30 protein-coding genes and 1 tRNA gene are annotated in these 24,509 nt (G+C 68.3%); 17 read left to right on the plus strand and 14 right to left on the minus strand.

Annotation, left to right across the window (positions count from 1 at the left end; all coding sequences use genetic code 11):
• Positions 1 to 135 precede the first annotated feature (135 nt).
• Positions 136 to 624, plus strand: coding sequence for a fasciclin domain-containing protein (locus OCL97_RS16045; RefSeq protein WP_377370880.1), 489 nt, complete (start codon positions 136 to 138; stop codon positions 622 to 624).
• A gap of 44 nt (positions 625 to 668) precedes the next feature.
• Here the strand turns inward: OCL97_RS16045 and OCL97_RS16050 are convergent, their stop codons facing one another.
• On the minus strand, positions 669 to 1,526 hold the full coding sequence (locus tag OCL97_RS16050) for an isocitrate lyase/PEP mutase family protein (protein WP_377370881.1): 858 nt from the start codon (positions 1,524 to 1,526) through the stop codon (positions 669 to 671).
• Positions 1,527 to 1,618: 92 nt separating this feature from the next.
• On the opposite strand from OCL97_RS16050, the gene OCL97_RS16055 reads away from it, so the two are divergent.
• Entirely contained in the window at positions 1,619 to 2,506 is an 888-nt protein-coding gene (locus OCL97_RS16055; RefSeq protein ID WP_377370882.1) for a LysR family transcriptional regulator, read from the plus strand.
• Here OCL97_RS16055 and carA read toward each other — a convergent pair.
• Positions 2,503 to 3,672, minus strand: a complete 1,170-nt coding sequence (carA, locus tag OCL97_RS16060; RefSeq protein WP_377370883.1) for a glutamine-hydrolyzing carbamoyl-phosphate synthase small subunit — start codon at positions 3,670 to 3,672, stop codon at positions 2,503 to 2,505. The genes OCL97_RS16055 and carA overlap by 4 nt on opposite strands.
• A 215-nt stretch (positions 3,673 to 3,887) precedes the next feature.
• On the opposite strand from carA, the gene OCL97_RS16065 reads away from it, so the two are divergent.
• A complete protein-coding gene (locus OCL97_RS16065) occupies positions 3,888 to 4,127 on the plus strand; it encodes a DUF1272 domain-containing protein (RefSeq protein ID WP_377370884.1) in 240 nt (79 codons plus the stop codon).
• Between the two features lie 100 nt (positions 4,128 to 4,227).
• Positions 4,228 to 4,557 carry a hypothetical protein gene (locus tag OCL97_RS16070; protein ID WP_377370885.1) on the plus strand — a complete coding sequence of 110 codons (330 nt, stop codon included), beginning with the start codon at positions 4,228 to 4,230 and terminating at the stop codon, positions 4,555 to 4,557.
• 53 nt (positions 4,558 to 4,610) lie between these two features.
• Here the strand turns inward: OCL97_RS16070 and OCL97_RS16075 are convergent, their stop codons facing one another.
• The gene (locus tag OCL97_RS16075; protein ID WP_377370886.1) at positions 4,611 to 5,744 is read right to left on the minus strand and encodes a response regulator; all 1,134 of its coding nucleotides are present in this window, start codon (positions 5,742 to 5,744) and stop codon (positions 4,611 to 4,613) included.
• Positions 5,745 to 5,935: 191 nt separating this feature from the next.
• Between OCL97_RS16075 and OCL97_RS16080 the strand changes: the two genes are divergently transcribed.
• From OCL97_RS16080 to rpoD, 6 genes are all read left to right on the plus strand, one after another.
• A complete protein-coding gene (locus tag OCL97_RS16080; protein WP_377370887.1) occupies positions 5,936 to 6,646 on the plus strand; it encodes an HAD family hydrolase in 711 nt (236 codons plus the stop codon).
• A 59-nt stretch (positions 6,647 to 6,705) separates the two neighbouring features.
• A complete protein-coding gene (locus OCL97_RS16085; RefSeq protein WP_304778407.1) occupies positions 6,706 to 7,089 on the plus strand; it encodes a hypothetical protein in 384 nt (127 codons plus the stop codon).
• Complete coding sequence (locus OCL97_RS16090; RefSeq protein WP_377370888.1) at positions 7,090 to 7,638, plus strand: hypothetical protein; 549 nt, start codon at positions 7,090 to 7,092, stop codon at positions 7,636 to 7,638.
• Positions 7,638 to 8,492, plus strand: a complete 855-nt coding sequence (sigJ, locus tag OCL97_RS16095; protein ID WP_377370889.1) for an RNA polymerase sigma factor SigJ — start codon at positions 7,638 to 7,640, stop codon at positions 8,490 to 8,492. Before OCL97_RS16090 ends, sigJ begins: the two co-directional genes overlap by 1 nt.
• Before the next feature lie 38 nt (positions 8,493 to 8,530).
• Positions 8,531 to 10,408 carry a DNA primase gene (gene dnaG, locus OCL97_RS16100; protein WP_377370890.1) on the plus strand — a complete coding sequence of 626 codons (1,878 nt, stop codon included), beginning with the start codon at positions 8,531 to 8,533 and terminating at the stop codon, positions 10,406 to 10,408.
• Positions 10,409 to 10,510: 102 nt separating this feature from the next.
• Positions 10,511 to 12,469, plus strand: coding sequence for an RNA polymerase sigma factor RpoD (gene rpoD, locus OCL97_RS16105; RefSeq protein WP_305663982.1), 1,959 nt, complete (start codon positions 10,511 to 10,513; stop codon positions 12,467 to 12,469).
• Between the two features lie 76 nt (positions 12,470 to 12,545).
• Here the strand turns inward: rpoD and OCL97_RS16110 are convergent, their stop codons facing one another.
• The 5 genes from OCL97_RS16110 to OCL97_RS16130 form a co-directional block, all read right to left on the minus strand.
• Complete coding sequence (locus tag OCL97_RS16110; protein ID WP_377370891.1) at positions 12,546 to 13,286, minus strand: RMD1 family protein; 741 nt, start codon at positions 13,284 to 13,286, stop codon at positions 12,546 to 12,548.
• Between the two features lie 102 nt (positions 13,287 to 13,388).
• A complete protein-coding gene (locus OCL97_RS16115) occupies positions 13,389 to 14,009 on the minus strand; it encodes a TIGR02466 family protein (protein WP_377370892.1) in 621 nt (206 codons plus the stop codon).
• Between the two features lie 18 nt (positions 14,010 to 14,027).
• The gene (locus OCL97_RS16120; protein ID WP_377370893.1) at positions 14,028 to 14,249 is read right to left on the minus strand and encodes a flagellar hook protein FlgE; all 222 of its coding nucleotides are present in this window, start codon (positions 14,247 to 14,249) and stop codon (positions 14,028 to 14,030) included.
• 70 nt (positions 14,250 to 14,319) lie between these two features.
• The gene (locus tag OCL97_RS16125) at positions 14,320 to 14,892 is read right to left on the minus strand and encodes a DUF899 family protein (protein WP_377370894.1); all 573 of its coding nucleotides are present in this window, start codon (positions 14,890 to 14,892) and stop codon (positions 14,320 to 14,322) included.
• Positions 14,892 to 15,248: an ArsR/SmtB family transcription factor gene (locus OCL97_RS16130; RefSeq protein WP_377370895.1), complete on the minus strand. Its 357-nt coding sequence runs from the start codon at positions 15,246 to 15,248 to the stop codon at positions 14,892 to 14,894. Before OCL97_RS16130 ends, OCL97_RS16125 begins: the two co-directional genes overlap by 1 nt.
• Before the next feature lie 145 nt (positions 15,249 to 15,393).
• On the opposite strand from OCL97_RS16130, the gene OCL97_RS16135 reads away from it, so the two are divergent.
• Positions 15,394 to 15,753, plus strand: coding sequence for a hypothetical protein (locus tag OCL97_RS16135; protein ID WP_377370896.1), 360 nt, complete (start codon positions 15,394 to 15,396; stop codon positions 15,751 to 15,753).
• 6 nt (positions 15,754 to 15,759) lie between these two features.
• Here the strand turns inward: OCL97_RS16135 and OCL97_RS16140 are convergent, their stop codons facing one another.
• Positions 15,760 to 17,010 (minus strand): serine hydrolase domain-containing protein, encoded by a 1,251-nt coding sequence (locus tag OCL97_RS16140; protein ID WP_377370897.1) that lies wholly within the window; start codon positions 17,008 to 17,010, stop codon positions 15,760 to 15,762.
• A 161-nt stretch (positions 17,011 to 17,171) separates the two neighbouring features.
• On the opposite strand from OCL97_RS16140, the gene OCL97_RS16145 reads away from it, so the two are divergent.
• The 3 genes from OCL97_RS16145 (at position 17,172) to OCL97_RS16155 (ending at position 19,284) form a co-directional block, all read left to right on the plus strand.
• Positions 17,172 to 18,032, plus strand: coding sequence for an alpha/beta hydrolase (locus tag OCL97_RS16145; protein ID WP_377370898.1), 861 nt, complete (start codon positions 17,172 to 17,174; stop codon positions 18,030 to 18,032).
• A gap of 212 nt (positions 18,033 to 18,244) precedes the next feature.
• The gene (locus OCL97_RS16150) at positions 18,245 to 18,691 is read left to right on the plus strand and encodes a hypothetical protein (RefSeq protein ID WP_377370899.1); all 447 of its coding nucleotides are present in this window, start codon (positions 18,245 to 18,247) and stop codon (positions 18,689 to 18,691) included.
• Positions 18,691 to 19,284, plus strand: a complete 594-nt coding sequence (locus tag OCL97_RS16155) for a chloramphenicol phosphotransferase CPT family protein (RefSeq protein ID WP_377370900.1) — start codon at positions 18,691 to 18,693, stop codon at positions 19,282 to 19,284. Before OCL97_RS16150 ends, OCL97_RS16155 begins: the two co-directional genes overlap by 1 nt.
• A 267-nt stretch (positions 19,285 to 19,551) precedes the next feature.
• Here OCL97_RS16155 and OCL97_RS16160 read toward each other — a convergent pair whose 3' ends face one another.
• From OCL97_RS16160 to OCL97_RS16170, 3 genes are all read right to left on the minus strand, one after another.
• Positions 19,552 to 20,094, minus strand: a complete 543-nt coding sequence (locus OCL97_RS16160) for a sulfotransferase family protein (RefSeq protein WP_377370901.1) — start codon at positions 20,092 to 20,094, stop codon at positions 19,552 to 19,554.
• Positions 20,091 to 21,011, minus strand: coding sequence for a M23 family metallopeptidase (locus OCL97_RS16165; protein ID WP_377370902.1), 921 nt, complete (start codon positions 21,009 to 21,011; stop codon positions 20,091 to 20,093). Before OCL97_RS16165 ends, OCL97_RS16160 begins: the two co-directional genes overlap by 4 nt.
• Before the next feature lie 117 nt (positions 21,012 to 21,128).
• The gene (locus tag OCL97_RS16170; protein WP_377370903.1) at positions 21,129 to 21,743 is read right to left on the minus strand and encodes a hypothetical protein; all 615 of its coding nucleotides are present in this window, start codon (positions 21,741 to 21,743) and stop codon (positions 21,129 to 21,131) included.
• Positions 21,744 to 22,008: 265 nt separating this feature from the next.
• Between OCL97_RS16170 and panD the strand changes: the two genes are divergently transcribed.
• Both panD and OCL97_RS16180 read left to right on the plus strand, forming a co-directional pair.
• On the plus strand, positions 22,009 to 22,365 hold the full coding sequence (panD, locus tag OCL97_RS16175; protein WP_304774891.1) for an aspartate 1-decarboxylase: 357 nt from the start codon (positions 22,009 to 22,011) through the stop codon (positions 22,363 to 22,365).
• A complete protein-coding gene (locus OCL97_RS16180; protein WP_377370904.1) occupies positions 22,362 to 22,826 on the plus strand; it encodes a hypothetical protein in 465 nt (154 codons plus the stop codon). The genes panD and OCL97_RS16180 overlap by 4 nt, the downstream gene beginning before the upstream one ends.
• A 47-nt stretch (positions 22,827 to 22,873) precedes the next feature.
• On the opposite strand, the gene OCL97_RS16185 is transcribed toward OCL97_RS16180, so the two are convergent.
• Positions 22,874 to 23,611 carry an SIMPL domain-containing protein gene (locus OCL97_RS16185; RefSeq protein WP_377370905.1) on the minus strand — a complete coding sequence of 246 codons (738 nt, stop codon included), beginning with the start codon at positions 23,609 to 23,611 and terminating at the stop codon, positions 22,874 to 22,876.
• Between the two features lie 145 nt (positions 23,612 to 23,756).
• On the opposite strand from OCL97_RS16185, the gene OCL97_RS16190 reads away from it, so the two are divergent.
• Positions 23,757 to 23,832 (plus strand) — tRNA-Ile (locus OCL97_RS16190).
• Here OCL97_RS16190 and OCL97_RS16195 read toward each other — a convergent pair.
• Positions 23,789 to 24,490 carry an NAD(P)/FAD-dependent oxidoreductase gene (locus OCL97_RS16195; protein WP_377370906.1) on the minus strand — a complete coding sequence of 234 codons (702 nt, stop codon included), beginning with the start codon at positions 24,488 to 24,490 and terminating at the stop codon, positions 23,789 to 23,791. The two genes, OCL97_RS16190 and OCL97_RS16195, sit on opposite strands and share 44 nt — an antisense overlap.
• Between the last annotated feature and the right edge of the window lie 19 nt (positions 24,491 to 24,509).

Below are 24,509 nucleotides of genomic sequence, written 5' to 3' on the forward strand. Positions count from 1 at the left end.
ACCGTATTCATGTCATCGCCGTCTAGTGGCGAACTGAATTCAAGGGACCGGAACATGAAGATCAACACTATCGTCGCGCTTGCGACCGGCGTCTCCATCTCGTTTGCTGGCGTTACTATGGCCTCTGCTCGGGCCATGGACCAGAAAACTGTGATGGTCGGTGGCGCCGCCATGTATCCTTCAAAGAATATTGTAGAGAACGCCGTCAATTCGAAGGATCACACCACCCTGGTCGCCGCCGTGAAGGCCGCAGGTTTGGTGGAGACCCTGTCGGGGTCTGGCCCTTTCACGGTGTTCGCACCCACCAACGCCGCGTTCGCCAAGCTGCCGGCCGGAACCGTGGAGAGCCTGGTGAAGCCTGAGAGCAAGGCCGCCCTCACCAACATCCTGACCTATCACGTGGTCCCGGGCCGCCTGACCGCGATGGATCTCACCGCCCAGATCAAGGCCGGTGGCGGCAAGGCCATGCTGAAGACTGTGCAGGGTGGAGACCTGACCGTCTCCGCCATGGGTGACATGGTGATGCTCACCGACGCGAAGGGCGGCATGTCTCACGTCACCATCGCCAATGTCATGCAGTCCAACGGCGTGATCCACGTTGTCGACACGGTCCTGATGCCGTAACGCTCGCGGGGCCGGCGAAAGCCGGCCCAAGTCGTTGCTGTGGCTCAGGCCGCGGCCCGCGTCACCGCGAAGAGCGTGTTGAGGTCAGGGCCGGAGATTTCGCCGTCGGTGAAGGCGACGCTGCCGGAGTCCCGCAGCAGTTCGGCCGAGCGCCTCACGAAGCCCAGGGCCGCCCGCGCCAGGGACCCGCCGACGCTGATCCGCCGCACGCCGGCCGCCAGCAGTTCGTGAGCGTTGCCTGACGATCCGCCGAGACCCAGGACCAGATTCACCGGGCCCGCGATTTCCCGCACCAGGGTTCGGGCCGTCGGCAGGTCGGTCACGCCCGGTAAGAAGACGCAGTCCGCCCCCGCCTCAAGGTACAGGTTGGCGCGGCGGATGGAGGCGGCGAGCGGGTCGCCTTCGCCCACCAGCCAGGCGTCGGTGCGGGCGTTGATCACCAGGTCGGAGCTTCTCGCCATCAGCGCCTGCCGCGCGACGGCGATCCGCTCAGCCGCTTGGCGGGGCTCGTAGAGGCGTTCCTCGCCGACCGGCTTGTCCTCAATGTTGCAGCCAGCCAGGCCGATCTCCACGGCCTGCAAGACACAGTCGGCGACGTCCTCGGGGCGGTCGCCGTACCCCGCTTCCAGGTCGCCGCTCACCGGCAGGGCGACCGCCTCGATGATTTGGCTGCAGCGGTCGAACATCTCCTGGCGCGTCACCCCCAGGCGCGGGTCGCTGACCCGGTAGTCCTGCTTGCCCAGGGAGAAGGCGATCCCGGCGCTCGTCGTGCCGATGGCGTCAAAGCCCGCCGCTGCGAGGATAAGGGCGCTGCCCGGATCCCAGGCGTTGGGCAGGATGAAGCCGCCGGGCCTCTGGTGCAGCGCCTTGAGCGCCTGTGCGGCCTGTTGTTGTCGGGTCATGAACGCCTCTCGGTTGGACATGAGCCGAGGAATAGGCAGGCTGTAAGTATCCGGCAAATGCATATAGATGGTGCTGATGATCAGGAATTTGCATGGATACTGAGGCGCTGCGCACCTTCGTCATAATCGCGCGGACAGGCGGGTTCTCCGGGGCGGCCGAGCAGATGGGGCGGTCGCAGCCGGCGATCAGCCGGCGGATCGCGCTGTTGGAGGCGGAGCTCGGCATGCCGGTGTTCGAGCGCCTGGCGGGCGGCGTGACTCTCAGCCAGGCGGGCGAGGCTCTGTTGCCGCATGCCGAGCGGGTGCTGGCCGCGCTGGAGGACGCCTCGAGCGCCATGCGAGTGCTGCAGGTCGGCGAGGGCGGGCCGATATCGGTGGCCGTGGTGGGCACCCTGGCCGGCGCCGATCTCGCCCAGGCGCTGAAGCGGTTCGCCGGGCAATTTCCGAAGGTGGCCCTGACCCTGCGCACCGCCACCAGCGTCCAAGTCACCGATCTGGTGCGGCGCGGCGAGGCGACGCTGGGCCTGCGCTACTTCGAGGACCCGTCACCAGACCTGGAGAACCGCGCCTGCGCGCCGGAGGCCTTGGTGGTGGTCTGCGCGCCCGACCACCGGCTGGCGGGAGGCGAGGTCGCCAGCCTGCGGGACCTGCGGAACGAGCCCTGGCTCGGCTTCCCGCCACCGGAGGGACGGGACGAACGGTGGTCGGGGATGCTGTCGGCCCAGTTTCTGACCCGCGGTGTGGCGGAGGCCCGGTTCACGGCCGTGGACAGTCTGACGGCGCAGAAGCGGCTGGTGGAGGCGGGCTTCGGACTGGCTCTGATGCCGGTCAGCGCCGTGGCTGAGGAACGCGCCGCGGGGAGCCTCGCCGTCATTGCGGTCGCTGACCTGGCGGTCTCCAATCCAGTCAGCCTGATCACCCGCAAGGGCGGCTATGTCAGCCCCGCGGCGCAGGGCCTGATCGAGGCTTTGACCGCCTAGGCCTTCCGGGCGTCCATCAGGCCCGCGAACCTTTCGAACAGGTAGAGGCTGTCGGTCGGGCCCGGCGACGCCTCAGGGTGGTGCTGCACCGAGAAGACCGGGCGGCCTTCCAACTGCAGGCCGGCGTTGGTGCCGTCGAAGAGCGAGACGTGGCTCTCCTTCACCGGGGCCGGCAGGCTGTCGCGGTCGACGGTGAAGCCGTGGTTCATGGAGACGATCTCCACCTTGCCGGTGGTGAGGTCCTTCACGGGATGGTTCGCGCCATGGTGGCCCTGTTCCATCTTCACGGTCTGGGCGCCGAGGGCGAGCGCCATCATCTGGTGGCCCAGGCAGATGCCGAACACCGGGGTGCCGCTGTCCACCAGCTTGCGAATCTCCGGCACGGCGTAGACGCCGGTGGCCGCGGGGTCGCCCGGGCCGTTGGAGAGCAGGACGCCGTCCGGCTTGCGGGCCAGCACGTCCTCGGCGGTGGTGGAGGCGGGCACCACGGTGACGCGGGCGCCGATCGAGACCAGGGAGCGCAGGATGTTGCGCTTCACGCCGAAGTCCATGACCACGACGTCGTACTTCGGCGTCTCGGCGGCCTTGGCGTAGCCCTCGGGCCAGGAATAGAGCCCTTCCTCATAGACGAAGGGCTGGAGGCAGGAGGCGTCCTTGGCCAGGTCCAGGCCCTCGATGCCACCCCACTCGCGGGCCTTGGCGCGCAGGGCGTCGAGATCGAACTTGCCGTCAGGCGCATGGGCGATGACGCCGTTTGGCATACCCTTCTCCCGGATAGCCAGGGTCAGGGCCCGAGTGTCGATGCCGGCCAGGCCGATAACCCCGCGCCGCTTCATCCAGCCGTCCAGGTCACTGTCGGCGCGCCAGTTGGCCGGCGCCGTCGGCACGTCGCGGAAGATCGCGCCGCGCGCCGCGGTTTCGGCGCTGCCCGACATCTGCTCGATGTCTTCGACATTGGTTCCGACATTGCCCATGTGCGGGAAGGTGAAGGCGACGATCTGGGCCATGTAGGAGGGGTCCGTCAGGATCTCCTGGTAGCCGGTCATGGCGGTGTTGAAGCAGACCTCGCCCACCACGGCGCCGGCCGCGCCGACCCCGATACCTTGGAAGACAGTCCCATCGGCGAGGACGAGAACCCCGGTGACGCCAGGCAGCAGCTCGCTCATGTTCCGGGTTTCCATCATCTTGTCGCAAGGGGTGGGCGTCCCCGGCTCATAGCATGTGCGCCGGGTAAACGGGCGCGTAGGTAGTCAGTCCCGCCCCACGGGTCAATCTGATCCTCCAGCGCAGGTTCAGGGACTCTGGCGGAAAACGAGGGAAGCTTGTCATTTCCGCCGCGCGGCGCAGGTGGCAGCATGACGCCACACTTCAGGAGGCCTCGATGCTCGCCCTGCGTCCCAACTGCGAATGCTGTGACAGCGACCTGCCCGCCGACAGCGCCGAGGCTCGCATCTGCACGTTCGAATGCACCTTCTGCGCCGACTGTGTGGACAACCGGCTCGGCGGCGCCTGTCCCAACTGTGGCGGGAACTTCAGTCCGCGGCCGATCCGGCCGGCGGCGTTGCTGCTGAAGTACCCGGCGTCGGCCGAGCGGGTGGTGGGCAAGCACGCGGGGTGCTGAGCCTAGGCCTGTCCTCGCGGAGGTCGCCGCCGGCCTGGCGCCCTTGGCCCGGCGGTTGGAACAGGGTGGCTTGGGCGCGCGGGGCGGGCTAACTCCTGGCATGGCCCGCACCAAGCAACCTTCCGAGTTTGAGATCGACGTCGACGGGGAGACCTATGTCTGGCGGTTCCACCGCCGGCCCCAGTGGTCTGGCCCCGCCGCGGAATGGCGCGGCAAGGTGGTTGCGGTGCGGCACAAGGATGGCCAGCGCGAGGCCATGCTGGAATTTCCGCCGGGCCCGCCGCCCCGGCACGGCGCCCCGCAACCGCAGGCCTCGTCGATCGCACCGGAACTGGTGGCCAAGGCCATCGCCTCGGCCATCGCGGCGGGATGGGATCCGCAGTCGCGCGGGAAAACCGTCGCCATCGTGGTGGATGCGGACGGCGGCTGAGGCGCTGAATTTGGGCGTCAGATGAGGCGCAACTTCAGCGCCCTTCTTGCGGCCTAGTCCAGCACCCCCGAGATCGCCTCGAACAGCTCCTCGGCCCGCAGGGGCTTACCGATATGGCGGTCCGCCCCCGCCGCGGCCGAGGCCTCAACGTCGGTGGTCGAGGTGTTGGCGCTGATGACGATGATGGGCGCCCGCGGCAGGCCGGCGCCCTCGGCCCGGCGGATGGCGCGGATGGCTTCCAGCCCGTCCATGACGGGCATGCGCAGGTCCATGAGCACCACGTCAAAGGTCCCGGCGCGCCAGGCGTCCACGGCCTCCTGACCGTTCTCGACGCTGATCACCTCGGCCCCGGCGGCGGCCAGCATCAACTCCACCACCTTGCGGTTGGTGGGATTGTCGTCGGCGGCCAGCACGCGGAGAGGCGGCACGTCGGAGGGCGCGACGACGCCCGCCGGGGCGGCGTCAGCGGCGCGCGCCCGGTCCCCGTAGTCGAGGAGCCCGTTGACCAGGCCGTCCAGGTCCTGGGCCGATGTCATCATCTCGGCCAGAAGCCCCCGCTGGTCCTCGGTAAGGTCGGTGGCCGACAGGGCCCTGCCCAGGCCCAGCACGCCGTTCAGCGGGGTGCGCAGTTCATGGCTCATGTCGGCCACGAATTCTGTCTTGGCGCGGCTGGCGGCCTCGGCCCGGTGCAGTGCGTCCTCCAGGGCCTCGGCCTGCTGCTTCATGGCGGTGATGTCGACCCGCAGGCCGATGACCCCCCCGTCCGAAGTCCGCCGCTCCTCGATCATCAGCCAGCGGCCGTCGGCCAGCCTCTGCTCGTGCCGTTCGCCCGACGGGTTGGTGAGCTTGTCGAGGCGCGCAGCCAGCCACGCCTCCTCGCGGCCGATGGCGTCAGGATAGTCGCCGCGCGCCACGCCGGTTATCAGGGTGTCCGACAGCTTCGCCCCGGGCCGGAACAGGTCGGCGGAGCGATGGTACATCTCCGCATAGCGCTTGTTCCAGAGGATGTAGCGGCCTTCGGCGTCCAGGAAGACGACGCCCTCCGGCAACAGGTCGATGGCTTCGCGCAGGCGGTCCCGGGCGGTGGCGGCGTCGGCCTCGGCGGCGGCCACCGCATGGTGGCCAAGCCTGCGGCTCAGGCCGCGAAGCCGCCGTCCGATCCAGCCGGAAATTCCAGCCACTGCCATGCAAACGCCCCGGGGGAGGAATCGATAAATGAACAGCGATCAGGTCAGCGCAAATTGGTTGCGAAAGTGCGACGTTCGCCATCCCTGGTCGCAGCCCCCGCGAGGCGCCCAGCGATTAAGCAGACACTTCCCAGCGGCGCCTGAACCCCGACCGCCTTTCACTCCCGGGCCCACGTGAGGTATCAGGCGCCATGTCGATCACCACCCCCGCCGTCACGACCGTCGGCCTCGATGCCGATGACACCCTCTGGCACAACGAGACCCTGTTCCGCCTGACCCACGACCGGTTCGGCGCCCTGCTGGCCGACGTCGCCGATCCGGAGTTGATCGAGCAGCGGCTGGCCGAGGTGGAGCGGCGCAATCTGCGGCTCTACGGCTATGGGGTGAAGGGCTTCACCCTCTCGATGATCGAGACCGCCATGGAGCTCTGCGGGGGCGAGGCGCCGTCCTCGGTGATCCGCGAGATTCTGGCCGCCGGTCGCGAGATGCTGAACGAGCCGGTGGAGCCCCTGCCTGGCGTCGAGCGCTGTCTGGCCGAGCTGTCCGAGCGATACCGCCTGGTGCTGATCACCAAGGGCGACCTGCTGCATCAGGAGCAGAAGCTGGCCGCCTCCGGCCTGGGCGACCTGTTCGCCGCCGTGGAGATCGTCAGCGAGAAGGACGCCGGCACCTATGCCCGCGTCTTCGCCCGCCACGGCACCGGCGTGGCGCAGGCGGTCATGTGCGGCAACTCCATGCGCTCCGACATCCTGCCGGCCCTGGAGGCGGGCGCCTACGCCGCCCACGTGCCCTATCCCCTGACCTGGGCGCACGAGCTGGCCGACGCGCCGGCTGGCCATGACCGCTTCGTGGAGCTGGCCTCCATCAAGGACCTGCCGGCCTGGATCGCGAAAATCGTCTAGGCGGATGTCACAGCCGCCCGCTCTCGCCCGTCCTTGGGGTGTTGATCGGGAGGGTTTCGATGACACGCATCATCGCCGTGGTTCTGGCCGTGATCCTGGGCGCCAACGCGCTGTTCCAACTGGCTGCGCCGCTCGCCTGGTATGACGCCGTGCCGGGCGTCCCCAGCACCGGCGCCTTCAATCCACACTTCGTCCGCGACATCGGGGCGGCCTATCTGGTGACGGCGATGGGCCTGGCCTGGTTCGCCTGGCGGCCTGTCCAGGGCTGGCCAGCCCTGGTCGCCGGCGCGGCGTTCCTGACCCTGCACAGCGCCATCCACCTGTTCGACGCCAGCTGCTCGGCCAGCCCCCTGGCCGATCTGATCCGCGACTTCCCCGGGGTATTCCTGCCGACCTTGGCGGCCGCCGGGATCGCCATCGTTCACAAGCCTGAGGAGATTTGAATGCTGCGCGCCCTGCTGAAAAGCCAGATCGACAAGATGGAGCGCACCTGGGGCTATGACGCCGCCTACATGCGGGTTGTCCTGCGCGCCTCGCCCATGAGCTTCCTGAAGTTCGGCTTCGTCAGCCAGATGGTGGACCGCAAGGCCGCGCCTCCCGAGGCCCTGGCCGCCGCCGGCATCGTCGGGACCCTGGCCGAGGACTGCGGCCCCTGCACCCAGATCTCGGTGGACATGGCCGTCGCCGGGGGCGTGAAGCCCGCAACCTTGCGCGCCATACTGGCCGGCGACGAGGCGGCCATGGGCGAGACCGCCGCGCTTGGCTGGCGCTTCGCCAGGGCCAGTCTCGCCCGCGACATGGAAGCCGCCGATCCCTTGCGAGACGACATCCTTCGGCGCTGGGGCGAGACGGGGCTGGTCGCCATCGGGCTCGCCCTGACGACGGCGCGGATGTATCCCACCCTTAAGTACGCCCTCGGCCACGGCCGCGCCTGCTCCCGCGTCACGGTGGCGGGCGAGGCCACGCCGGTCATGCACCTCCTGGCGGCCTGATGACTGACACCGACGTCTTCGAAGCCCAGCGCCCCCGGCTGACCCGCCTGGCCTACCGCATGCTCGGCTCGGTGGCGGAGGCGCAGGACGCCGTGCAGGACGCTTGGCTGCGCTGGAGGCGAGCCGGTGATGAGGTCGCTGAACCCGCGGCCTGGCTGGTGCGGACCACCACCCGTCTCTGCATCGACCGAATGCGGGCGGCCAAGAGCCAGCGCGACGCCTATCGCGGCCCCTGGCTGCCCGAGCCGCTGATCGAGGACCTGGCGGTCGACCCGGTGGAGCGGGCGGAGGATGTGTCGGTGGCCTTTCTCCTGGCCCTGGAGCGATTGTCGCCCCTGGAGCGCGCGGTCTTCCTGCTGCACGACGTCTTCGAGGAGGACTATGCGGAGGTCGCCGAGACGCTCGGCAAGAGCGAGCCCGCCGTCCGCCAGCTCGCCACCCGCGCCCGGGCCCATGTGAAGGAGGCCCGGCCCCGTTTCACCGTCAGCCAGGAGGACGCGGCCAAGCTCGCCGCGGCCTTCATGGTGGCCGCGGCGCAGGGCGACATGAGCGCCCTGTCGGCGATGCTGGCGCAGGACGCCGTGATGGTCACCGACGGCGGCGGCAAGCGGAAAGCCGCCCTGCGCCCCCTGATCGGCCGCGAGGACATCGTGCGCCTGATGGAAGGCCTGGCCTGGCGCGGCGCCGACCAGACGCTCAGCTTTCGGTCTGTGCGGATCAACGGCTATCCGGGCCTGATCATGATCAACGCCGACGGCCCGATGACGGTGGCCTTCCAGCCAGGGGAGGGCGGCAGGCTGGTGGGCATCTACATGGTCCGCAACCCTGACAAGCTGTGGCATCTGACGCACTGAGGTTGTCGACCGAGGCTCAGCGAGCGCCTAGATAGGCCGTGCGCTTCGACGAACGCTTCCTCGACGAGATCAAGTCCCGCCTTCGCCCGTCCGATGTCATCGGCAAGACGGTGAAGCTGCGGAAGCAGGGGCGTGAGTATGTCGGCCTGTCGCCCTTCACCAAGGAGAAGACGCCCTCCTTCTACGTCAACGACGACAAGGGGCAGTTCTTCGACTTCTCGTCCGGCAAGACCGGCGACCTGATCAGCTTCCTGCAGGAGACAGAGCGGCTGACCTTCGTGGAGGCCGTCGAGCGGCTGGCCGCCGAGGCGGGTGTGCCGCTGCCGGCCGTCGATCCCCGCGCCGCCGAGCAGGAAAAGGTCCGCCAGAGCTTGTCGGACTGGCTGGAGCTGGCGGCGCAGTGGTTCGAGGCCGAGCTTCGCCGCCCGGTGGGCAAGGCGGCGCGTGACTACCTGGAGCGCCGGGGGCTTCCCGAGAGCGAGTGGGCCCGCTTTCGCCTGGGCTTTTCCCCCGGTGGCCGCACCGCCCTGAAGGACTACCTGATCGCCAAGGGCGCCCATTCGGGCGAACTGGTGGAAACCGGCATGCTGATCGCCCCCGAGGACGGCGGGGCGCCCTATGACCGCTTCCGCGACCGCATCATCTTCCCCATCACCGATGCGCGGGGCCGCGTCGTCTCCTTCGGCGGCCGGGCCATGGATCCGCAGGCCCGGGCCAAGTACCTGAACGGGCCGGAGACCTCGCTCTTCCACAAGGGCCACCTGCTCTACGGCCTGGCCGAGAGCCGCAAGATCCTGGCCGCCGCGCCCTCGGGCGAGACCCCGCCTCTGGCGGTGGTGGAGGGCTATATGGACGCCATCGCCTGCCAGCGCGCGGGGATCGCCGCCGTGGCGCCCATGGGTACGGCCCTGACCGAAGAGCAGATGGAGCTGCTGTGGCGTCATCACGCCGAGCCGACCCTCTGTTTCGACGGTGACCGGGCGGGCGTCCAGGCGGTCAGCAGGGCCATCGACCGGGCCCTCCCGATCCTCAAGCCCGGTAAGAGCTTCCAGTTCGCGGTGGTGGAAGGCGGCAAGGACCCCGACGAGGTGCTGCGCGAGCAGGGGCCCGCCGCCCTGCGCAGTCAACTGGCCGACACCATCCCCTTCGTCGACGCCCTGTTCGCCCGCGAGCGCGACCTGGAGAACCTGGACACGCCGGAGCGCAAGGCCGGCTTCAAGGGGCGCCTGCGGCAGATCGCGGCCACTATCGCCGACAAGGACCTACAGCAGGCCTATCGCGAGGAATTTCTGCGACGGTTCGACGCGGCCTTTGGACGCCAGCCGCAGCCGGCGTTCCAGCCGCAGCAGGCCCGGCGCCCCTATACGCGTGGCAAGTTCTGGAAGCCCGAGGACGAAATGTTGCGTCCGCAATCGGCCCTGGCCGAGACCCGAACCATGGTGGCGCAAAGCTCCCGGCTGGATCCGATCCTGGCGGCTCTCGCTCAATACGCCATCAACGACCCGGCGATTTTGGACGACCATCTGGAGGAGTCCTTCACCGCCCGGGGGTTCGGCGATCCGGTCCTTTCGCAATTGGCGAAGGAAATCATCCGCCTGCGGCTGGACGCTGAACATCTTGACTCTGCCACCCTGACACGCCATCTCGCATCCTGCGGGTTTAACGCGCTACTGACAGACATCGACCGGGCCGCATCGCAAGCGGGCGCGCCCTTCATGAAATCGGATGTCTCCCTCGAAGCCGCTAGATCGCAGTGGTCGCAGGCCTTCGCCCGTCTTTCGAGGTTGGCGGCGCTCGACGAGGCTATCGGATCCGCCAAGGGCAACCTTCGCGGTCGCTCCGATATGGAGGTCCTCGAGCGCCTGAAGGGTGAACGCGACGCACTGAAACGCGCGATCAGAGAATGGAACGATTAGGGCGGATGACGGGTCGTATTTAGGTGCGATCCAGTTTTGACCGCCATTCACCATCTTCGGCCCGACCCTTGCAGGGGGTTTGCGGCTGAATCGGAGACCTAGATGAGCACGACCACGGCTGAAGCTGAACCGACGGAAACCACTGGCGGCGACGGGCCCCTGCTCGACCTGACCGATGCCGGCGTCAAGAAGTTCATCAAGCAGGCCAAGGCCCGCGGCTACGTCACCATGGACGAGCTGAACAAGGTGCTGCCGAGCGAGGAAGTCACCTCCGAGGCCATCGAAGACACCCTGGCCATGCTGTCGGAAATGGGCGTCAACGTCGTCGAGGCCGAGGAAGACGCCGAGGGCGGCGAGGTCGCGGTCCGCGAGGAGACCGCGGTCGTCGAGACCCCCAAGGAAGCCGCCTACGACCGCACCGACGACCCCGTGCGCATGTATCTGCGCGAGATGGGCTCGGTGGAGTTGCTGTCGCGCGAGGGCGAAATCGCCATCGCCAAGCGGATCGAAGCCGGCCGCGACACCATGATCCGCGGCCTGTGCGAAAGCGCGCTCACCTTCGAAGCCATCATGGTTTGGCGCGAGGAGCTGGGCACCGGCCGCATCCTGCTGCGCGAGGTCATCGACCTCGACCTGACCTATAACGGCATCAACGCCGCCGCCGCCGCCGAGGCCCTGGCCAACGCGCCGCCTGAGGAAGAAGAGGCCGAAGAGGCCGAGGCCGAGGTCACCGCCGACGGCGAGGCCGTGGCCAAGGGCGAGAGCGACGACGACGACGACTTCGATGATGGCGCCGGTCCCACGATCAGCGCCATGGAAGGCGAGCTGCGCGAAGGGGTCATGGTGACCCTGGACGCCATCGCCTCGGAATTCGACGCCTTCCGCGCCCTGCAGGAGAAGCTGGTCGGCAAGCGCCTGAAGGGCGAAGACCTCTCCGACGCCGATCGCAAGGCCTATGAGACCGCCAGCCTGGCCATCGTTCAGCACCTGAAGACGCTGAAGCTGAACAACAACCGCATCGAGGCCCTGGTCGAGCAGCTCTACGCGATCAACAAGCGCCTCATGGGTCTGGAAGGCCGCCTGCTGCGCCTGGCCGACAGCTACGGCATCAGCCGCAACGAGTTCCTGAAGGCCTATTTCGGCTCCGAGCTGAACCCGGCCTGGGGCGATCAGGTCAAGCCGCTCGGCGTGCGCTGGACAAAGTTCGTCGAGAATGACGCCAGCCAGATCGGCGACATCCGTCACGAGATCGCCGCGCTCGCCACCGAAACCGGCGTGCCGATCGACGACTACCGCCGCATCGTCCAGACCGTGCAGAAGGGCGAGCGCGAGGCCCGTCAGGCCAAGAAGGAAATGGTCGAGGCCAACCTGCGCCTGGTGATCTCGATCGCCAAGAAGTACACCAACCGCGGCCTGCAATTCCTTGATCTCATTCAGGAAGGCAATATCGGCCTGATGAAGGCGGTCGATAAGTTCGAGTACCGCCGGGGCTACAAGTTCTCGACCTACGCCACCTGGTGGATCCGTCAGGCGATCACCCGCTCCATCGCCGACCAGGCCCGCACGATCCGCATCCCGGTGCACATGATCGAGACGATCAACAAGATCGTCCGCACCAGCCGGCAGATGCTGCACGAGATCGGCCGCGAGCCGACCCCGGAGGAGCTGGCCGAGAAGCTGGCCATGCCCCTGGAAAAGGTCCGCAAGGTCCTGAAGATCGCCAAGGAGCCGATCAGCCTGGAAACCCCGATCGGGGACGAGGAAGACAGCCACCTGGGCGACTTCATCGAGGACAAGAACGCCATCCTGCCCATCGACGCGGCCATCCAGTCCAACCTGCGGGAAACCACCACCCGCGTGCTGGCCTCGCTGACGCCTCGCGAGGAACGCGTCCTGCGCATGCGCTTCGGCATCGGCATGAACACCGACCACACCCTTGAGGAAGTGGGCCAGCAGTTCAGCGTGACCCGCGAACGCATCCGTCAGATCGAGGCCAAGGCGCTGCGCAAGTTGAAGCACCCGAGCCGCTCGCGGAAGCTGCGCAGCTTCCTCGACAGCTAGGGCTTTCACTCGCGATCTGTTGAGAACGCCCGCCCCAGCCACGCGCTGGGGTGGGCTTTTTCTTGAGCGCTGATCCTCAGTGCGTCGCGCCGGTGGCCATCTGGTAGAGGGTGAGCGCCACCTCCAGCAGGATCAGCCCCACCACGATGGCCTCCAGTCGCAGGGAGCGTTCGGTGTCGATGAGGTCGGTCATGACGGTCACGGTGTCGCCGATCAGGTCCAGCTTGCGGCCCAGGGTCTCGGCCCGCTCCACCAATTCGTATTCGTCCTCCAGCCGCGCATAGAGCCGTTCCAGGTCGGGACGGTCCCAGAGGATGTCGGGCTTCTCGCGCACCGCCACTCGCTCGGCCACCCGATGCTGCACCAGCAGGGCCGAGCCGATCAGGCGGACCATGGCGCGCCGGCCGCTGGGGCTGCGGCCACGCTCGGCGAGAAAGCGGGCCCAGGGCTCGATGGTGTCGAACACCTGGGCCACCTGGCGCTCGTCACTGGCCAGGGCGGCGCTCTTGGCCAAGGCGTCGGCCACCACCAGCAGCTTGTCGGGCGAAAGGGCGCCGATGCGCACCACCCCGTCGGGCTGCACGCCCTCGTCCTGGTCATTGCCGGCGGCCAGGCGGATGGTCTCTTCCTCCTGCAGGACGAGTTGGCCGTGCACCCGGGGGCGGATGCCGCGCAGCACCTCGTCCTCGGCGATGGGGTCCAGGCCGATGAGCACGGCCACGCCGTAGCGGAACACCACCACCAGGCCCCGGCCGACCCGGAAGGAGAGTGGGGCGGTCGACAGCGCGTCTCGCCGTTCCAACCCCGCGGTGTCCATGCGCCACACCCCATCACATGCGCGCCAAAGGTTGAAGCCCGCACGCGGCGCGGTGGTGACATTCGGCCCCGGCTTTGCGGAACCCGGTACGGGACGAAGTCGCTAGCGCCAGCCGTAGTTGAAGCTGATGGAGATCCGCTCGCGCTTGGCGGCGTTGGGCGGGACCTCGTGGCGCAACCAGCTTTCCCAGAGGATCAGGCTTCCCGGCTCGGGCCGCAGATAGACGAAGGTCCTGGCGGTCTCGTCGGCGTCGGACAGGCGCGGCGGGGCGGCCATCATCAGCGGCAGGCGCGGGTCCTCCAGCTTCAGGGCGCTCGCCCCCTTCGGCGTGGCCACATAGACGGTGCCGGAGAGCACGCTGTGGGGATGGATGTGGCCGGAGTGGGCCGCGCCGGGCTTGAGGATATTGACCCACAGGCTGTCCAGCTTCAGCCGGCCGCCGCCCAGGTCCATCTGCAGGGCCGCGGCGAAGGCCTTGGCGTGCCTGTCGAGCCGGGTCTTCAGGTCGCCGAAGACGGTGGCGCGCTGCGGCAGGTCGTCGAGGGAGGCGTAGGAGGTGTAGCCGCCATAGGCGTTGGCCTTGCACCAGGCCTGACCGGCCATGTCCTCGTCGGCCAGCATGCGGCAGGCGTCTTCGAGTTCGGCGTTGAAGCCCTCGAACCCCTTCTCGGCGGCGAGGGAGGCTTCGTAGACCTGGGTGACGAAAAGCGGGCGCGTCGACATGCGTCCGCGCTAACGGCCCTAGGCCAGGATGTCCAGCAGGCTGTCGGTCATCTCGCCCGCGGTCCCGATCACCGCCAGGTTGGCGCTGAACTCGTGCTTGGCGGTGATCTGCTCGACCACCTCGTGGGCGTAGTCCACGCTGAAGGCCGGATCGCCCATGCGGACCGTCCGCTGGGCGGAGGCTTCGAAGCGTTGGCTGGCGGCGAACAGGCCGTACTGCGCCGTGGCGATGGGGTTCATGGTCAGGCCCTCCGTGAAACTAACCCTGAACCCCCGCGGTAAAGGCTTCGCCAGCGAAGATGGTGAACGGTCAGGCGTAGGCGTATTTCGGGCTCCAGGCGGTGACGCCCTCCGGGATCATGTCAAACAGGTGGTAGGTGATGCAGAAGTCGTCGCCCGGGCCGAGTTCGGCGTCCGAGACGCGCACGATCTGGTCGCCGCGCTTCTGGAACACCGAGACGCCTGGATGCCAGCCGCCGTTCTCGCCGCGATAGCCCATGTCCTGCGCGAAGCTGGACCCCTCATGGCTGACCATCGGGAAGCGCCAGCCCCGGCCGGCGGCGAAGTCACGCTGGACGGCCGGGGTGTTGGGGGTGGAGAGCACGAAGGCCGCGCGGCTGGCCAGGTGGTCATAGACCCCGTTGAAGCCGTCGGCCCACATGGTGCAGCTGGTGCAGCCGGTCCCCATGTTGTGGATCACGAAGAGGTCGGTCTTGTCGCCAAACAGCTGCGACAGCGTCACCGACCCATCCAGGGTCTGGAAGACGTAGTCGTCGACGGGTTGCGGTTCGATGGCCTGCTGAACCTCTCGCATCTGCTGGCGCAGGGCGGCGATCTGGGCGCGGTGGCCGGTCAGGGTGTCCTTGGCTTGGGCGTAGTTCATCACCGGTCATCCTTCTTGGATTGGGCGCGCTCGTCGTCGAGGCGCAGGAGGTGTTGGGCCAGGGTTTCGAAGCCGGCCTGCCAGTACTTGGCGTAGCGGTTCATCCAGACGGCGGCGTCGTGCAGGGGCGCGGCGTCCAGGGTGCAACGGCTGATGCGGCCGCTGCGGGCCTGATGGACGAGGCCCGCCCGGACCAGGACCTGGATGTGGCGGGAAACCGCCTGCAGCGAGATGTCGAAGGGCGCCGCCAGTTCCGAGACCAGCAGGGCGCCCTCGTCCAGACGCACCAGGATGGCGCGGCGGACCGGGTCCGACAGGGCGAAGAAGACCGCGTCGAGGGCGTCTTCTGGCGCCACATGAAGAGGTATAGGGGCCGGGGTCATGGCCGAAGAATAATCAACACATATGTTGAGAGTCAATCGATCTGTTGATTGTTTGTTCGCCGGAAACCCGCCACCTTTGTGGCGTGTCATGTTCCCGAATTCCTGGAGAAATTTCGTGATGCGTATTTCGATGATCGCGGGCCTGGCTCTCGCCGCCTGCGCCGGCGCGGCGCTGGCCGGTCCGATGAGCAACCCGCCGACCGAACGAACAATTTGCATCGATGTGGGCGGCCAGAGCCTGCCGGCGGTGTGCAAGGTCCCCGCCAGCCGCCTGGATAAGCGCGAGGACTTCTGCCTGTGCAACGAAGGCGTGAAGGTCACCGCCCCGGTCTGCGGTCCGGGCGAGCGGGCGCCGGCCGAGAACATCGCCTACGAGAAGGCGCGCAAGGCCGCCGCCCGGGACGGCAGCCTGATCGGCGACCTCTATGAAGGCCGCGCGATGTGCGTCGCCGCCCGGGACCCGCTCAGCGGCTTCTAGAGCGGGCTACTTTCCGAGCGCGCCGTAGACCAGCTTCTGGAACACCGGCAAGGCCACCCGCCCGCCCATGCGTTGGCCGGTGGCCAGCTGGCTGGCGGCCTCGGGCCCCAGCGGCATGGAGTTCTGGATCAGGTAGAGCATGACCATGTCCTCGGCCGGGTCGGCCTGCCACCAGGTTCCGAAGGCGCCGGGCCAGCCGAAGGCGCCCTTCGAGCCCGCGCCCATCCAGGCCTGCTTCTCGGGGTCGGTGATCACCGAGACGCCGAGGCCGAAGCCCTGGCCCATCCAGAAGGGGATGCCCATGAAGGGAATCTCGCGCTGGGCGTCGGTGAGCTGGTTCGTGGTCATCAGGTCGAAGGTGCCGGGGCTGATCAGGCGCACGCCGTTCAGCTCGCCCTTGTTCAGCATCAGGCGCGCGAAGGTCAGGTAGTCGTCGGCCGTCGAGATCAGGCCGCCGCCGCCGCCGCAGAAGGCCGGGGGCGCGTCCTCGTGGATGAAGGAGACGTCCTGCAGTTTGTCGGTCTCGGGATTGACCCGGTAGAGGTGGGCCATCCGGTCGCGCTTCTCCGGCGGACACCAGAAGTCGGTGTCGGTCATGCCGAGGGGCTGGAAAATCCGCTCCATGAGGAACTCGCGGAAGCCCATCCCGGCGATGCGGCCCACCAGGAAGCCCAGCACGTCGGTGGCGTGGCTGTAGTGGAAGCGGTCGCCCGGCGGGTAGGAGAGCGGCAGTTCGGCGAGCCGCGCCATCCAGATGTCCGGCGCGTGGGGATTGCCGATCGGCGACCCCAGCGCCTTTTCATAGGCGTGGGCGATGGGGCCTACAGAGGTGAAGCCATAGGCCAAGCCTGAGCGGTGGGTCATCAGGTCGTCAATGGTGATCTCGCGCGGCGCGTCATAGACCTGATCCACCGGCCCGGTCGGGTCCTTCAGGACCTTCATGTTGGAGAACTCGGGCGCCCACTTGGTGATGGGGTCGTCGAGCTTCACCTTGCCCTCTTCCATCAGCATCAGCAGGGCCACCGAGGTGATCGGCTTGGTCATCGAGGCGATGCGGAACAGGGTGTCGCGGGTCATCGGCTTGCCGGACGCGATGTCGCGCAGGCCGATGGTGTTGACCTGGGCGACCTCGCCCTTGCGCCACAGCAGGGTGACAAAGCCCGACAGGTCGCCCGCGTCCACCACGCCCTGCAGGTTGGGGGCGATCTGGGCGAGGCCCGCCGTGTTGAAGCCGCCCAAGGATTGATCGCCGTCCATACTGATTTCCACCCTGTTGGCGCGGGCTGCACGGCCGCGCGGTCACGAGCTGATTGCGACGGGTGACGCAGGCGCCGTCAAGCAAAAGGCGAGGGGCCTTGCGTCTGATGCGGGCCTTCGCGCGTAGAGGTCTGGAACCTCAGCCGACGGGACGACCGCCCATGACCCATCCTCTCCGGCTCGGCCTGGCGGCCGCGACCGCAGCCCTGACCGCGGCCTGTTCGCCCCTGACCCTGTTCTCCACCTTCACGCCCAAGGATCCCGCCACCCGCGCCGATATGGGGACCGCCTACGGCCCGCTCTCGCGCCAGAGGCTGGACGTCTACGCGCCGCGCAATGCCGAGGCGGCCGCGCCGGTGGCGGTGTTCTTCTACGGTGGGTCCTGGGATTCCGGACGCCGGCAGGACTATCGCTGGGTGGGCCAGGCTCTGGCGGCCCAGGGCTACCTGACCGTCGTGCCGGACTATCGGATCTATCCCGAGGTGACCTATCCGAGCTTCCTGGAGGATGGCGCAGCCGCGGTGCGCTGGGCGAGGGACCACGCCAAGGACCTGGGCGGCGACCCCAGCCGCATCGTCCTGGTGGGCCATTCGGCCGGCGCCTACAACGCGGTGATGCTGGGGTTCGATACGCGCTATCTGAGGGCCCAGGGCGTCGACCCGCAATCCATCCGCGCGGTGGCGGGTCTGTCAGGCCCCTACGACTTCATCCCCATCGACGGGCCGATCACCCGCCGCACCTTCGGCAGCGCCGCCGACCTCGCCGCGACCCAGCCGGGGCAGTACGTCAGAAGGTCCAGTCCCGCCGCCTTCCTGGCCACCGGGGACGCCGACCGCACGGTCTATCCCCGCAACACCAAAATGCTCGCCGCCGCCATCCGCGCGGCGGGCGGACAGGTGGAGGAAAAGCACTATGCGGGCGTCGATCACGCCGGATCGGTGCTGGCCCTGTCCCTGCCGTTCCGCAACAAGGCGCCGATCCTGGCCGACTTGACCGCCTTCCTGGACGGCGCCGCCAAGTAGGCGCGCGGTTGACAGCCTGGGGCCGCCCCGCCAAAGCGTGACCATGGCCTGCGCCCCGACCCATGCTCAGCAACAGCAACACCGTCCTTCGGCGGTGCGGGTGCGCGCGATCTGTTCGGGATAGGCCCCGAACTCCTCGAATGAGCCCCCAACCCCGCCCGGCCGGCGGGGTTTTTCTTTGCCCGCCGGGCTTTCCCCTCAAGGAGACCCTGATGACCAAGTTCTACCTGTCCGAAGACGCGGTCGCCCGCATCGCCCGCGGCCTGATCGAACGATCCCTGCCCAAGGCGGAATGGACCCACGCGGCCCATTTCGCCGCCTGCCTGTGGCTGCTGAGGGACCGGCCCGCGGCGCGTGTCGTGGCCGACATGCCCGGGCTGATCTGCGCCTACAACGAGGCCACCGGCGTCGAGAACACTGACACGGCGGGCTATCATCACACCATCACGCTGGCCTCGATCGGCGCGGCGGCCGCGTTCCTGGGACGCTACCCCGAGCATCATCCACTACACGCGGTGGTGGACGACCTGATGGTGTCGCCGCTGGGAAAACCCGGCTGGCTGATGGCCTACTGGACCCGGCCGCGCCTGTTCTCCGTCGAGGCGCGACGCGGGTGGGTGGAGCCCGACATCCGGGCGTTTCCCCATGGGGTCGGTTGATGGGCTCGGCTGTTTCGGCCACGGTCGGCGCCATGTCGCGGCCCGTGCAGATCGTCATCCTCAACGGCAGCGGCAGCGCCGGGAAGAGTTCGACGGCCCGGGCGCTGCAGGAGATCTGCGCCCGGCCGTTCCTGCATGTCGCCATGGACGCCTTCCTCGACATGCTGCCCGAGGCGATGTTCGGCCACGCCGACGGCATGATCTTCGAGACGCTGGAGGAGGACGGCAAGCCCTCGGTGGCGATCCGCACCGGGCCGGTGATGGAGGCCGCCATGCGCGGCATGCGCCAGGCCATCGCGGCGATGGCCGGGCAGGGGAACCAGCTGATCGTCGACGACGTGATCCTCGATCCCGCCGACGAGGCCGACTATCGCGCCTTGCTGTCGGGGTTCGAGGTCCGCTTCGTGGGACTGTTCGCGCCGCTGGAGGCGCTGGAGGCCCGCGAACGGGCGCGCGGCGACCGGCAGATCGGGCTGGCCCGCTGGCAATACGACCGCGTGCACCAGGGCCGGGCCTACGACCTGGAGATCGACACCTCGGCGACGACCCCGGCGCAGAACGCGGTGCTGATCCGCGACGCGTTCGGGCTGTAGGCCCGATCTCTCCTCCCTTCCGGGAGAAGGGGTCCGCGTAGCGGACGGATGAGAGGGCGCTGCGCTCTCAGGTCAAGAACTGCCGTCATCCCGGGCGACCCGTAGGGGAGACCCGGGACCCAGGGGGATTGATCGCGGCCCCTGGGTCCCGGCTCTCCGCTTCGCTGCGGCCGGGATGACGTTGAAGGTTTATCCGATAGGGAGACCGCCCCCATCCGACCCTGTTCTGCAGTGCCATCGCTCAACCCGGCAAGGGGAGAAGGATCCTTAGATGGCTGTGGCCCCAGCGTTTAGCCTCGGGAAGGGGGCCTTGGGGGGCGGCAGTCCAAGAAACGGGCAGAGTTTGTCCCAGCCGTCGCCGGCGGTGATGTCCATTTCCAGCAGGTCGTCGGGCCGGTCCGCGAAATAGCGGCGAACATCGGCGTGGTGGCGGTGGAAGGACGCCGTCAGGATCGCTGCGTCGTAACCCACTGTCTCGTAGATCGCCATGCGCCGAGCGATGCGGTCGTGCTGGCCGGCGATGGGGCGTGGGTCAGCGGTGTGGGCATGGAGCATCGAGGCCAGCCAGGCGTCGAGCGGTCGGGTCATCAGCACGAACTTCGAGCCGGGAAAGATGTAGTCCAGGTACTTGTAGTGCAGGACGACGCCGTTCTCGCTGCCGCCTCGCAGGGTGCGCAGCTGCTCGAACCCAGGGCTCTGGGCGACCGGGTCATAGCCTAGCAGGGTCAGGGCCTCGCAGAACGAGGTGTTGCCCGTCCGCACCAGGCCTACGCCCCAGCAGCGGGGCGGAAGGTCGTCGTCCCGCGTCACTGACAAGCCTGACCCGCGCGTTTGCGGTCATAGGCGGCCACCAGGCTCTGATAGGGCGGCAGGAAGGTGTGCAGCTTCACCGCCTTGCCGTCGGTCGAGGTCCCGGCGACGCCGGAGCGGATCTCGAAGTGCATGTGGATGGTGGTGGGGGTGCCGCCGAAGTCGTTGGAGGCCTTGCCCAGGTTGTCGCCGGCCTTGACCACGGCGCCTTCCTTCACCGCCAGCTGGTTCATCCGCATGTGCAGGTAGCGATAGACGCGGTGCGGCGGCGCCGAGCCGGTCAGGGTGACGGTGTAGGTCCCCATGTCGGTGATGATCCCGTCCTCGGCGGCCACCACCCAGTGCTTGTCCTTCTTGCAGGTGGCCGGGCGGATGTCCTGGCCCTGGTGGCCCTTGCCGTTGGCGCAGAGGGGGCTGGCGTGGCCGCGGCTTTCACAGAAGTTGTCGCGCCACGGCAGGCTGTAGTTGCTGGCGTCGCACTGGCTGGGCTTGTCCTGCGGGCCCATGCCGCCGCCGGCCCCATAGACCTGGGAGTTGGCGAAGGCGTCCTCGGCGAAGGGGAAGCAGAGCTGGGGCGACCAGGCGGTGCGGTCGAGATAGCCGGAGCCGGACTTCGGCAGCAGGTCTCCGGCCGCAAAGTGGCCGAAGCTGCCGGCGGACGGGACGTCGGGGGTCTTCACCGGATCGACGGGGGCCTCGGCCTGGGCCTCGTCGGGGAGTTGCTCGGCGCCGCCGTCGCCGACCGGTTCATCGGGCTCGGCCGTGGCGCCGTCGGGCAGGGGCCCTCCCGGCAGGATGTCGCCCGCCGTGGTGTGCGTCGGCGCGGAGGATGGCGTTCCAAACCAGCCGGAATTGTATCCCACCAGGGCCAGGACCGCGAGAATGATGAGGATCAGGAAGATCAGAGGCGCGCGCATCTCCTAGACCCTTTCCCGATCAGGTTGAATCAACCTGATCGGATCAAAAGGGTCTATCTTCTTGAATCTAGAGCATGTCCGGGCGGCGAACCGGCGCCCACTTGCGCCTGACATGCTCTAGGCCCCAAGTCCGGCGGCCTGGCGGGCCGCCTTGCCCATGACGACAACGGTGCTCCTGACCACCAGGGAGCGCACATAGGTCTCGTTCCGGCAGCGGGGGTCCGAAGGCGCGTCGCAGCGCAGTTCGGCGGTGTAGAGCACGCCATAGCGGACGAAGCTGGCCAGCTGGCCGTCCACCGTGCGCTGCACCACCAGTTGCTCGGGCCCGATATTGGGCAGGTTCAGCTTGGAGCCCGCCGGCAGGGGCGTGGTTTGCGCCGTGCCGGTCAGAGAGACCCGCGCGCCCGAAAGGTTGGCGGTGATCGAATAGTAGTCGCCGAAAGAATAGATCCGCGCGCCGCCCATCAGGTCGGGGTCGGCGGGCAGCAGGATCGGCAGCCGGGTCTTGTCCACCGCGGCCTGATCCAGGCCGCGTCCGATTGGGGAATTGCCGCCGCCGCTCTGGCGCAGGCCGCCAACCGCGCCGGCCCAGTCGACGCCGCCGGGGGGCGGGGGGCGGGTCGCGCCAGGACGGGTGGACGGCGCGGGCGTGGGCGCCACCTGGGCGCTGGCGGTCACCGCGGCGAGCGTCGCGCCCGCCACGATCAAGGCTCGGATCTTGGGATTTCGCATTGGGCCCCCGCCATCACGTCAATGTCAAAGTCTCGCGCATTTGAGCTTCGCTGTTAACCCGGGGTTGCAGCAGGCGTGTGAATTTGGTGGTGTCGCGCCGAAAGCGCCGACGAATTCACCTCAGGATTGAGCCGAGGCGCGGAGTGAGGTTGACCCAGGGTCAACATGTTGCGTCGCGGCAATTGAACGGGCGCCCCTTACTGGCTATATGAAAGTCCTGTCGCGGGGCGGATTGCTGACCGCGCGCCTGTGCGTAAGGACGGCCATGCTGGTGACCCTGATGAAGGCCAAACTTCACCGTGCGACGGTGACCCAGGCCGACATGGACTATGAAGGCTCCATCGCCATCGACCGCGCCCTGCTGGACGCCTCGGGCATCCTGCCGCACGAGCAGGTGGATGTGCTGAACATCACCACCGGCGCCCGCTTCACCACCTACGCCATCGAGGCGCCGCGCGGCTCCAAGGTGATCGGGGTCAACGGCGCCGCCGCCCGCCTGGTCCAGAAGGGCGATAAGGTCATCATTGTCACCTACGGCATGCTGCCGGCCGAGGAGGCCCGCAACTATTCGCCGACCGTCGTGCTGCTGGACGACGCCAACGAGATGAAGCAGGCCGCGTGAGCCCGCGCCTGACCCTGGCGGTGGCCCTGGCTCTGAGCCTGTCGGCATGCTCGCCGGCGGTCCTGAAGGGCGTGGATATCGCGGCCCTGGATGCGGCGATCAACGACACGGTCGGCGACCCGGGCACCTGCGTGCTGATCGGCGAGACCGGTTCGGGGGAGATCGTCCACCGCTTCGGCTCCAACGTCACCTGCGCCCGCGCCCTGCCGGCCTGCAACGGCGCGACACGGACGCTGGAAGACCTGTTGAACGTGACCTCAAAGAGCCGCCAGCCGGTGAACATCAGCTGCCCCAGCGCTCCGGACGGCGGGCGGACGGTGGGCTGGGCGGCCGGTCCGGTCGAGACCCACGACGAGCTGGTCTACGCCGCGGCGATGGAAGGCCCCAACACCCCGCCCGGCGTGGTGATCGCCGACAAGCTGAAGTTCGCCTTCGAGAAGGTCGGCCTGATCAAGCGGTAGGCCGCGCCCTCTTTCCTCCCCCGTAAACGAGGGAGGAAAGATCTCGTTTAGCGCGTCAGCTCGTAGAGCCCGGTCACGTCCACGCGCACCCGCAGCTCGCCGCCGGCGATGGGGGTGGAGCTGTCCTTTTCCATCCGCGCCGTGGCCATCATCGGCATGGGGGAGGGCGGGGTGTAGCCGCCGCCTTCGCTCAGCGTCACCAGACGACCGACACGGTAGCCGGTGGCCCGCGCATAGAGGTTGGCCTTGTCGCTCAGCGCCTTGACCGCGGCCTCGCGGGCGGCGTTCTCGGCGGCGGTGGGATCGGTGAGGCCAAAGGAGATGCCGTTCACCTGGTTGGCGCCGGCGCTGACCGTGGCGTCGACGGCCGAGCCCAGGCGGGCCAGGTCACGGACGGTGACGGTGACCTGGTTGGTCGCCTGATAGCCACGCAGGCGGGGCGGGTTGTTCTCCACATAGTCATACTGGGCGTTGAGGTTGAGGCCCGAGGTCTGGATGTCCTTGTCGGCGATGCCGGCGCGGCGCAGGGCCGCGAAAATCTTGTTCATCTGGGTCGCGTTGGCGGCCATGGCGGCCGAGGCGGTCGGGGCCTCGGTGTTCACACCGAGATTGATGGTGGCCATGTCCGGCGCGACGCGGCTCTCGCCATAGGCCGAGAGGTTCAGGGTGGTGGCCCGGAACATGGAGTCGGCGGCGGGCTGGGCGGCCTGGGCCAGGGCGGCGGGGGCCGCGATCGTGGTGGCCAGGAGCAGGCTGAGGGCGCCGGCGCGGACGAAGGTTTTCATAGGTATCTCCCAGAGGGTGCGAGCTTGACTGTACCACCCCGCATTTGAACGGTGAACGCGGCGCTGGGTTCCCTGATGACAAGGCCAAGCTGAACGGCGGCTTTAATGGTCGTGCAGCCCATGGTAACCCGCCCCGTCGCTGCAGGGGCCTGTAGCTCAATGGTTAGAGCCGACCGCTCATAACGGTCTGGTTGTAGGTTCGAGTCCTACCGGGCCCACCAGCGCGCTTCCGTCGATGCGGGCGGCGAGGGACGGGACGGAGGCGGCCCAGGACTGCTCCAAACGGGCGGGGCTGTAGATCTCAGCGTCCACGCCGTGGTCGGACAAGTCCTGAGGCGGGCGGCGGCCTCGCACCAGGGCGGCCGCCAGTCGAGATACGGCTGGGGTGGTCTGGATCCCAAAGCCCCCCAGCCCGGCCAGCCAGAAGAACCCTGGCGCGGCCTGCGACCAGCCGATCACCGGGGCGCGATCGGAGGCGAAGGTGCGCAGACCCGCCCAGCGGTGGTGGATTCGAGTCACCGGATGATCGGCCACATCATGGAAGCGCAGCATGGCGCAGGCGATGTCCAGCTCGTCGGGGGTCGCGTCACAGGGTGGGCTCGGCGCCTCATCGGCCGGGGTGATCAGCAGCCGCCCGCCGAAGGGGCGGAAGTAGAAGCGCTCTTCGATGTCCTTCACCACCGGCCAGTCATGGAAGCCGATCTCACGGGGCGCGTCGACCAGGATGGCGGTCCTCAGCCGTGGCGTCAGGCCTATCGGCGCAAGCCCGGCGGCCTGGGCGGTTTCGTCGGCCCAGGCGCCCGTGGCGTTGACCAGGATCGGCGCCAGGAGCGAGGCCTGGCGGGTCCGCACGCGCCATCGCGCGCCCTCGCGATCGATCTGCGGCCAGCCCGCGTCG

The organism is Phenylobacterium ferrooxidans, assembly GCF_042714595.1.
Classification (GTDB): Bacteria; Pseudomonadota; Alphaproteobacteria; order Caulobacterales; family Caulobacteraceae; genus Phenylobacterium; species Phenylobacterium ferrooxidans.

What these genes read in the sequence shown, in the direction of transcription:
- OCL97_RS16045 (WP_377370880.1), top strand. Translation starts at nt 136, where the DNA reads ATGGACCAGAAAACTGTGATGGTCGGTGGCGCCGCCATGTATCCTTCA.
- OCL97_RS16050 (WP_377370881.1), bottom strand. Translation starts at nt 1,526, where the DNA reads ATGACCCGACAACAACAGGCCGCACAGGCGCTCAAGGCGCTGCACCAG.
- OCL97_RS16055 (WP_377370882.1), top strand. Translation starts at nt 1,619, where the DNA reads ATGGATACTGAGGCGCTGCGCACCTTCGTCATAATCGCGCGGACAGGC.
- carA (WP_377370883.1), bottom strand. Translation starts at nt 3,672, where the DNA reads ATGAGCGAGCTGCTGCCTGGCGTCACCGGGGTTCTCGTCCTCGCCGAT.
- OCL97_RS16065 (WP_377370884.1), top strand. Translation starts at nt 3,888, where the DNA reads ATGCTCGCCCTGCGTCCCAACTGCGAATGCTGTGACAGCGACCTGCCC.
- OCL97_RS16070 (WP_377370885.1), top strand. Translation starts at nt 4,228, where the DNA reads ATGGCCCGCACCAAGCAACCTTCCGAGTTTGAGATCGACGTCGACGGG.
- OCL97_RS16075 (WP_377370886.1), bottom strand. Translation starts at nt 5,744, where the DNA reads ATGGCAGTGGCTGGAATTTCCGGCTGGATCGGACGGCGGCTTCGCGGC.
- OCL97_RS16080 (WP_377370887.1), top strand. Translation starts at nt 5,936, where the DNA reads ATGTCGATCACCACCCCCGCCGTCACGACCGTCGGCCTCGATGCCGAT.
- OCL97_RS16085 (WP_304778407.1), top strand. Translation starts at nt 6,706, where the DNA reads ATGACACGCATCATCGCCGTGGTTCTGGCCGTGATCCTGGGCGCCAAC.
- OCL97_RS16090 (WP_377370888.1), top strand. Translation starts at nt 7,090, where the DNA reads ATGCTGCGCGCCCTGCTGAAAAGCCAGATCGACAAGATGGAGCGCACC.
- sigJ (WP_377370889.1), top strand. Translation starts at nt 7,638, where the DNA reads ATGACTGACACCGACGTCTTCGAAGCCCAGCGCCCCCGGCTGACCCGC.
- rpoD (WP_305663982.1), top strand. Translation starts at nt 10,511, where the DNA reads ATGAGCACGACCACGGCTGAAGCTGAACCGACGGAAACCACTGGCGGC.
- OCL97_RS16110 (WP_377370891.1), bottom strand. Translation starts at nt 13,286, where the DNA reads ATGGACACCGCGGGGTTGGAACGGCGAGACGCGCTGTCGACCGCCCCA.
- OCL97_RS16115 (WP_377370892.1), bottom strand. Translation starts at nt 14,009, where the DNA reads ATGTCGACGCGCCCGCTTTTCGTCACCCAGGTCTACGAAGCCTCCCTC.
- OCL97_RS16120 (WP_377370893.1), bottom strand. Translation starts at nt 14,249, where the DNA reads ATGAACCCCATCGCCACGGCGCAGTACGGCCTGTTCGCCGCCAGCCAA.
- OCL97_RS16125 (WP_377370894.1), bottom strand. Translation starts at nt 14,892, where the DNA reads ATGAACTACGCCCAAGCCAAGGACACCCTGACCGGCCACCGCGCCCAG.
- OCL97_RS16135 (WP_377370896.1), top strand. Translation starts at nt 15,394, where the DNA reads ATGCGTATTTCGATGATCGCGGGCCTGGCTCTCGCCGCCTGCGCCGGC.
- OCL97_RS16140 (WP_377370897.1), bottom strand. Translation starts at nt 17,010, where the DNA reads ATGGACGGCGATCAATCCTTGGGCGGCTTCAACACGGCGGGCCTCGCC.
- OCL97_RS16145 (WP_377370898.1), top strand. Translation starts at nt 17,172, where the DNA reads ATGACCCATCCTCTCCGGCTCGGCCTGGCGGCCGCGACCGCAGCCCTG.
- OCL97_RS16150 (WP_377370899.1), top strand. Translation starts at nt 18,245, where the DNA reads ATGACCAAGTTCTACCTGTCCGAAGACGCGGTCGCCCGCATCGCCCGC.
- OCL97_RS16155 (WP_377370900.1), top strand. Translation starts at nt 18,691, where the DNA reads ATGGGCTCGGCTGTTTCGGCCACGGTCGGCGCCATGTCGCGGCCCGTG.
- OCL97_RS16165 (WP_377370902.1), bottom strand. Translation starts at nt 21,011, where the DNA reads ATGCGCGCGCCTCTGATCTTCCTGATCCTCATCATTCTCGCGGTCCTG.
- OCL97_RS16170 (WP_377370903.1), bottom strand. Translation starts at nt 21,743, where the DNA reads ATGCGAAATCCCAAGATCCGAGCCTTGATCGTGGCGGGCGCGACGCTC.
- panD (WP_304774891.1), top strand. Translation starts at nt 22,009, where the DNA reads ATGCTGGTGACCCTGATGAAGGCCAAACTTCACCGTGCGACGGTGACC.
- OCL97_RS16185 (WP_377370905.1), bottom strand. Translation starts at nt 23,611, where the DNA reads ATGAAAACCTTCGTCCGCGCCGGCGCCCTCAGCCTGCTCCTGGCCACC.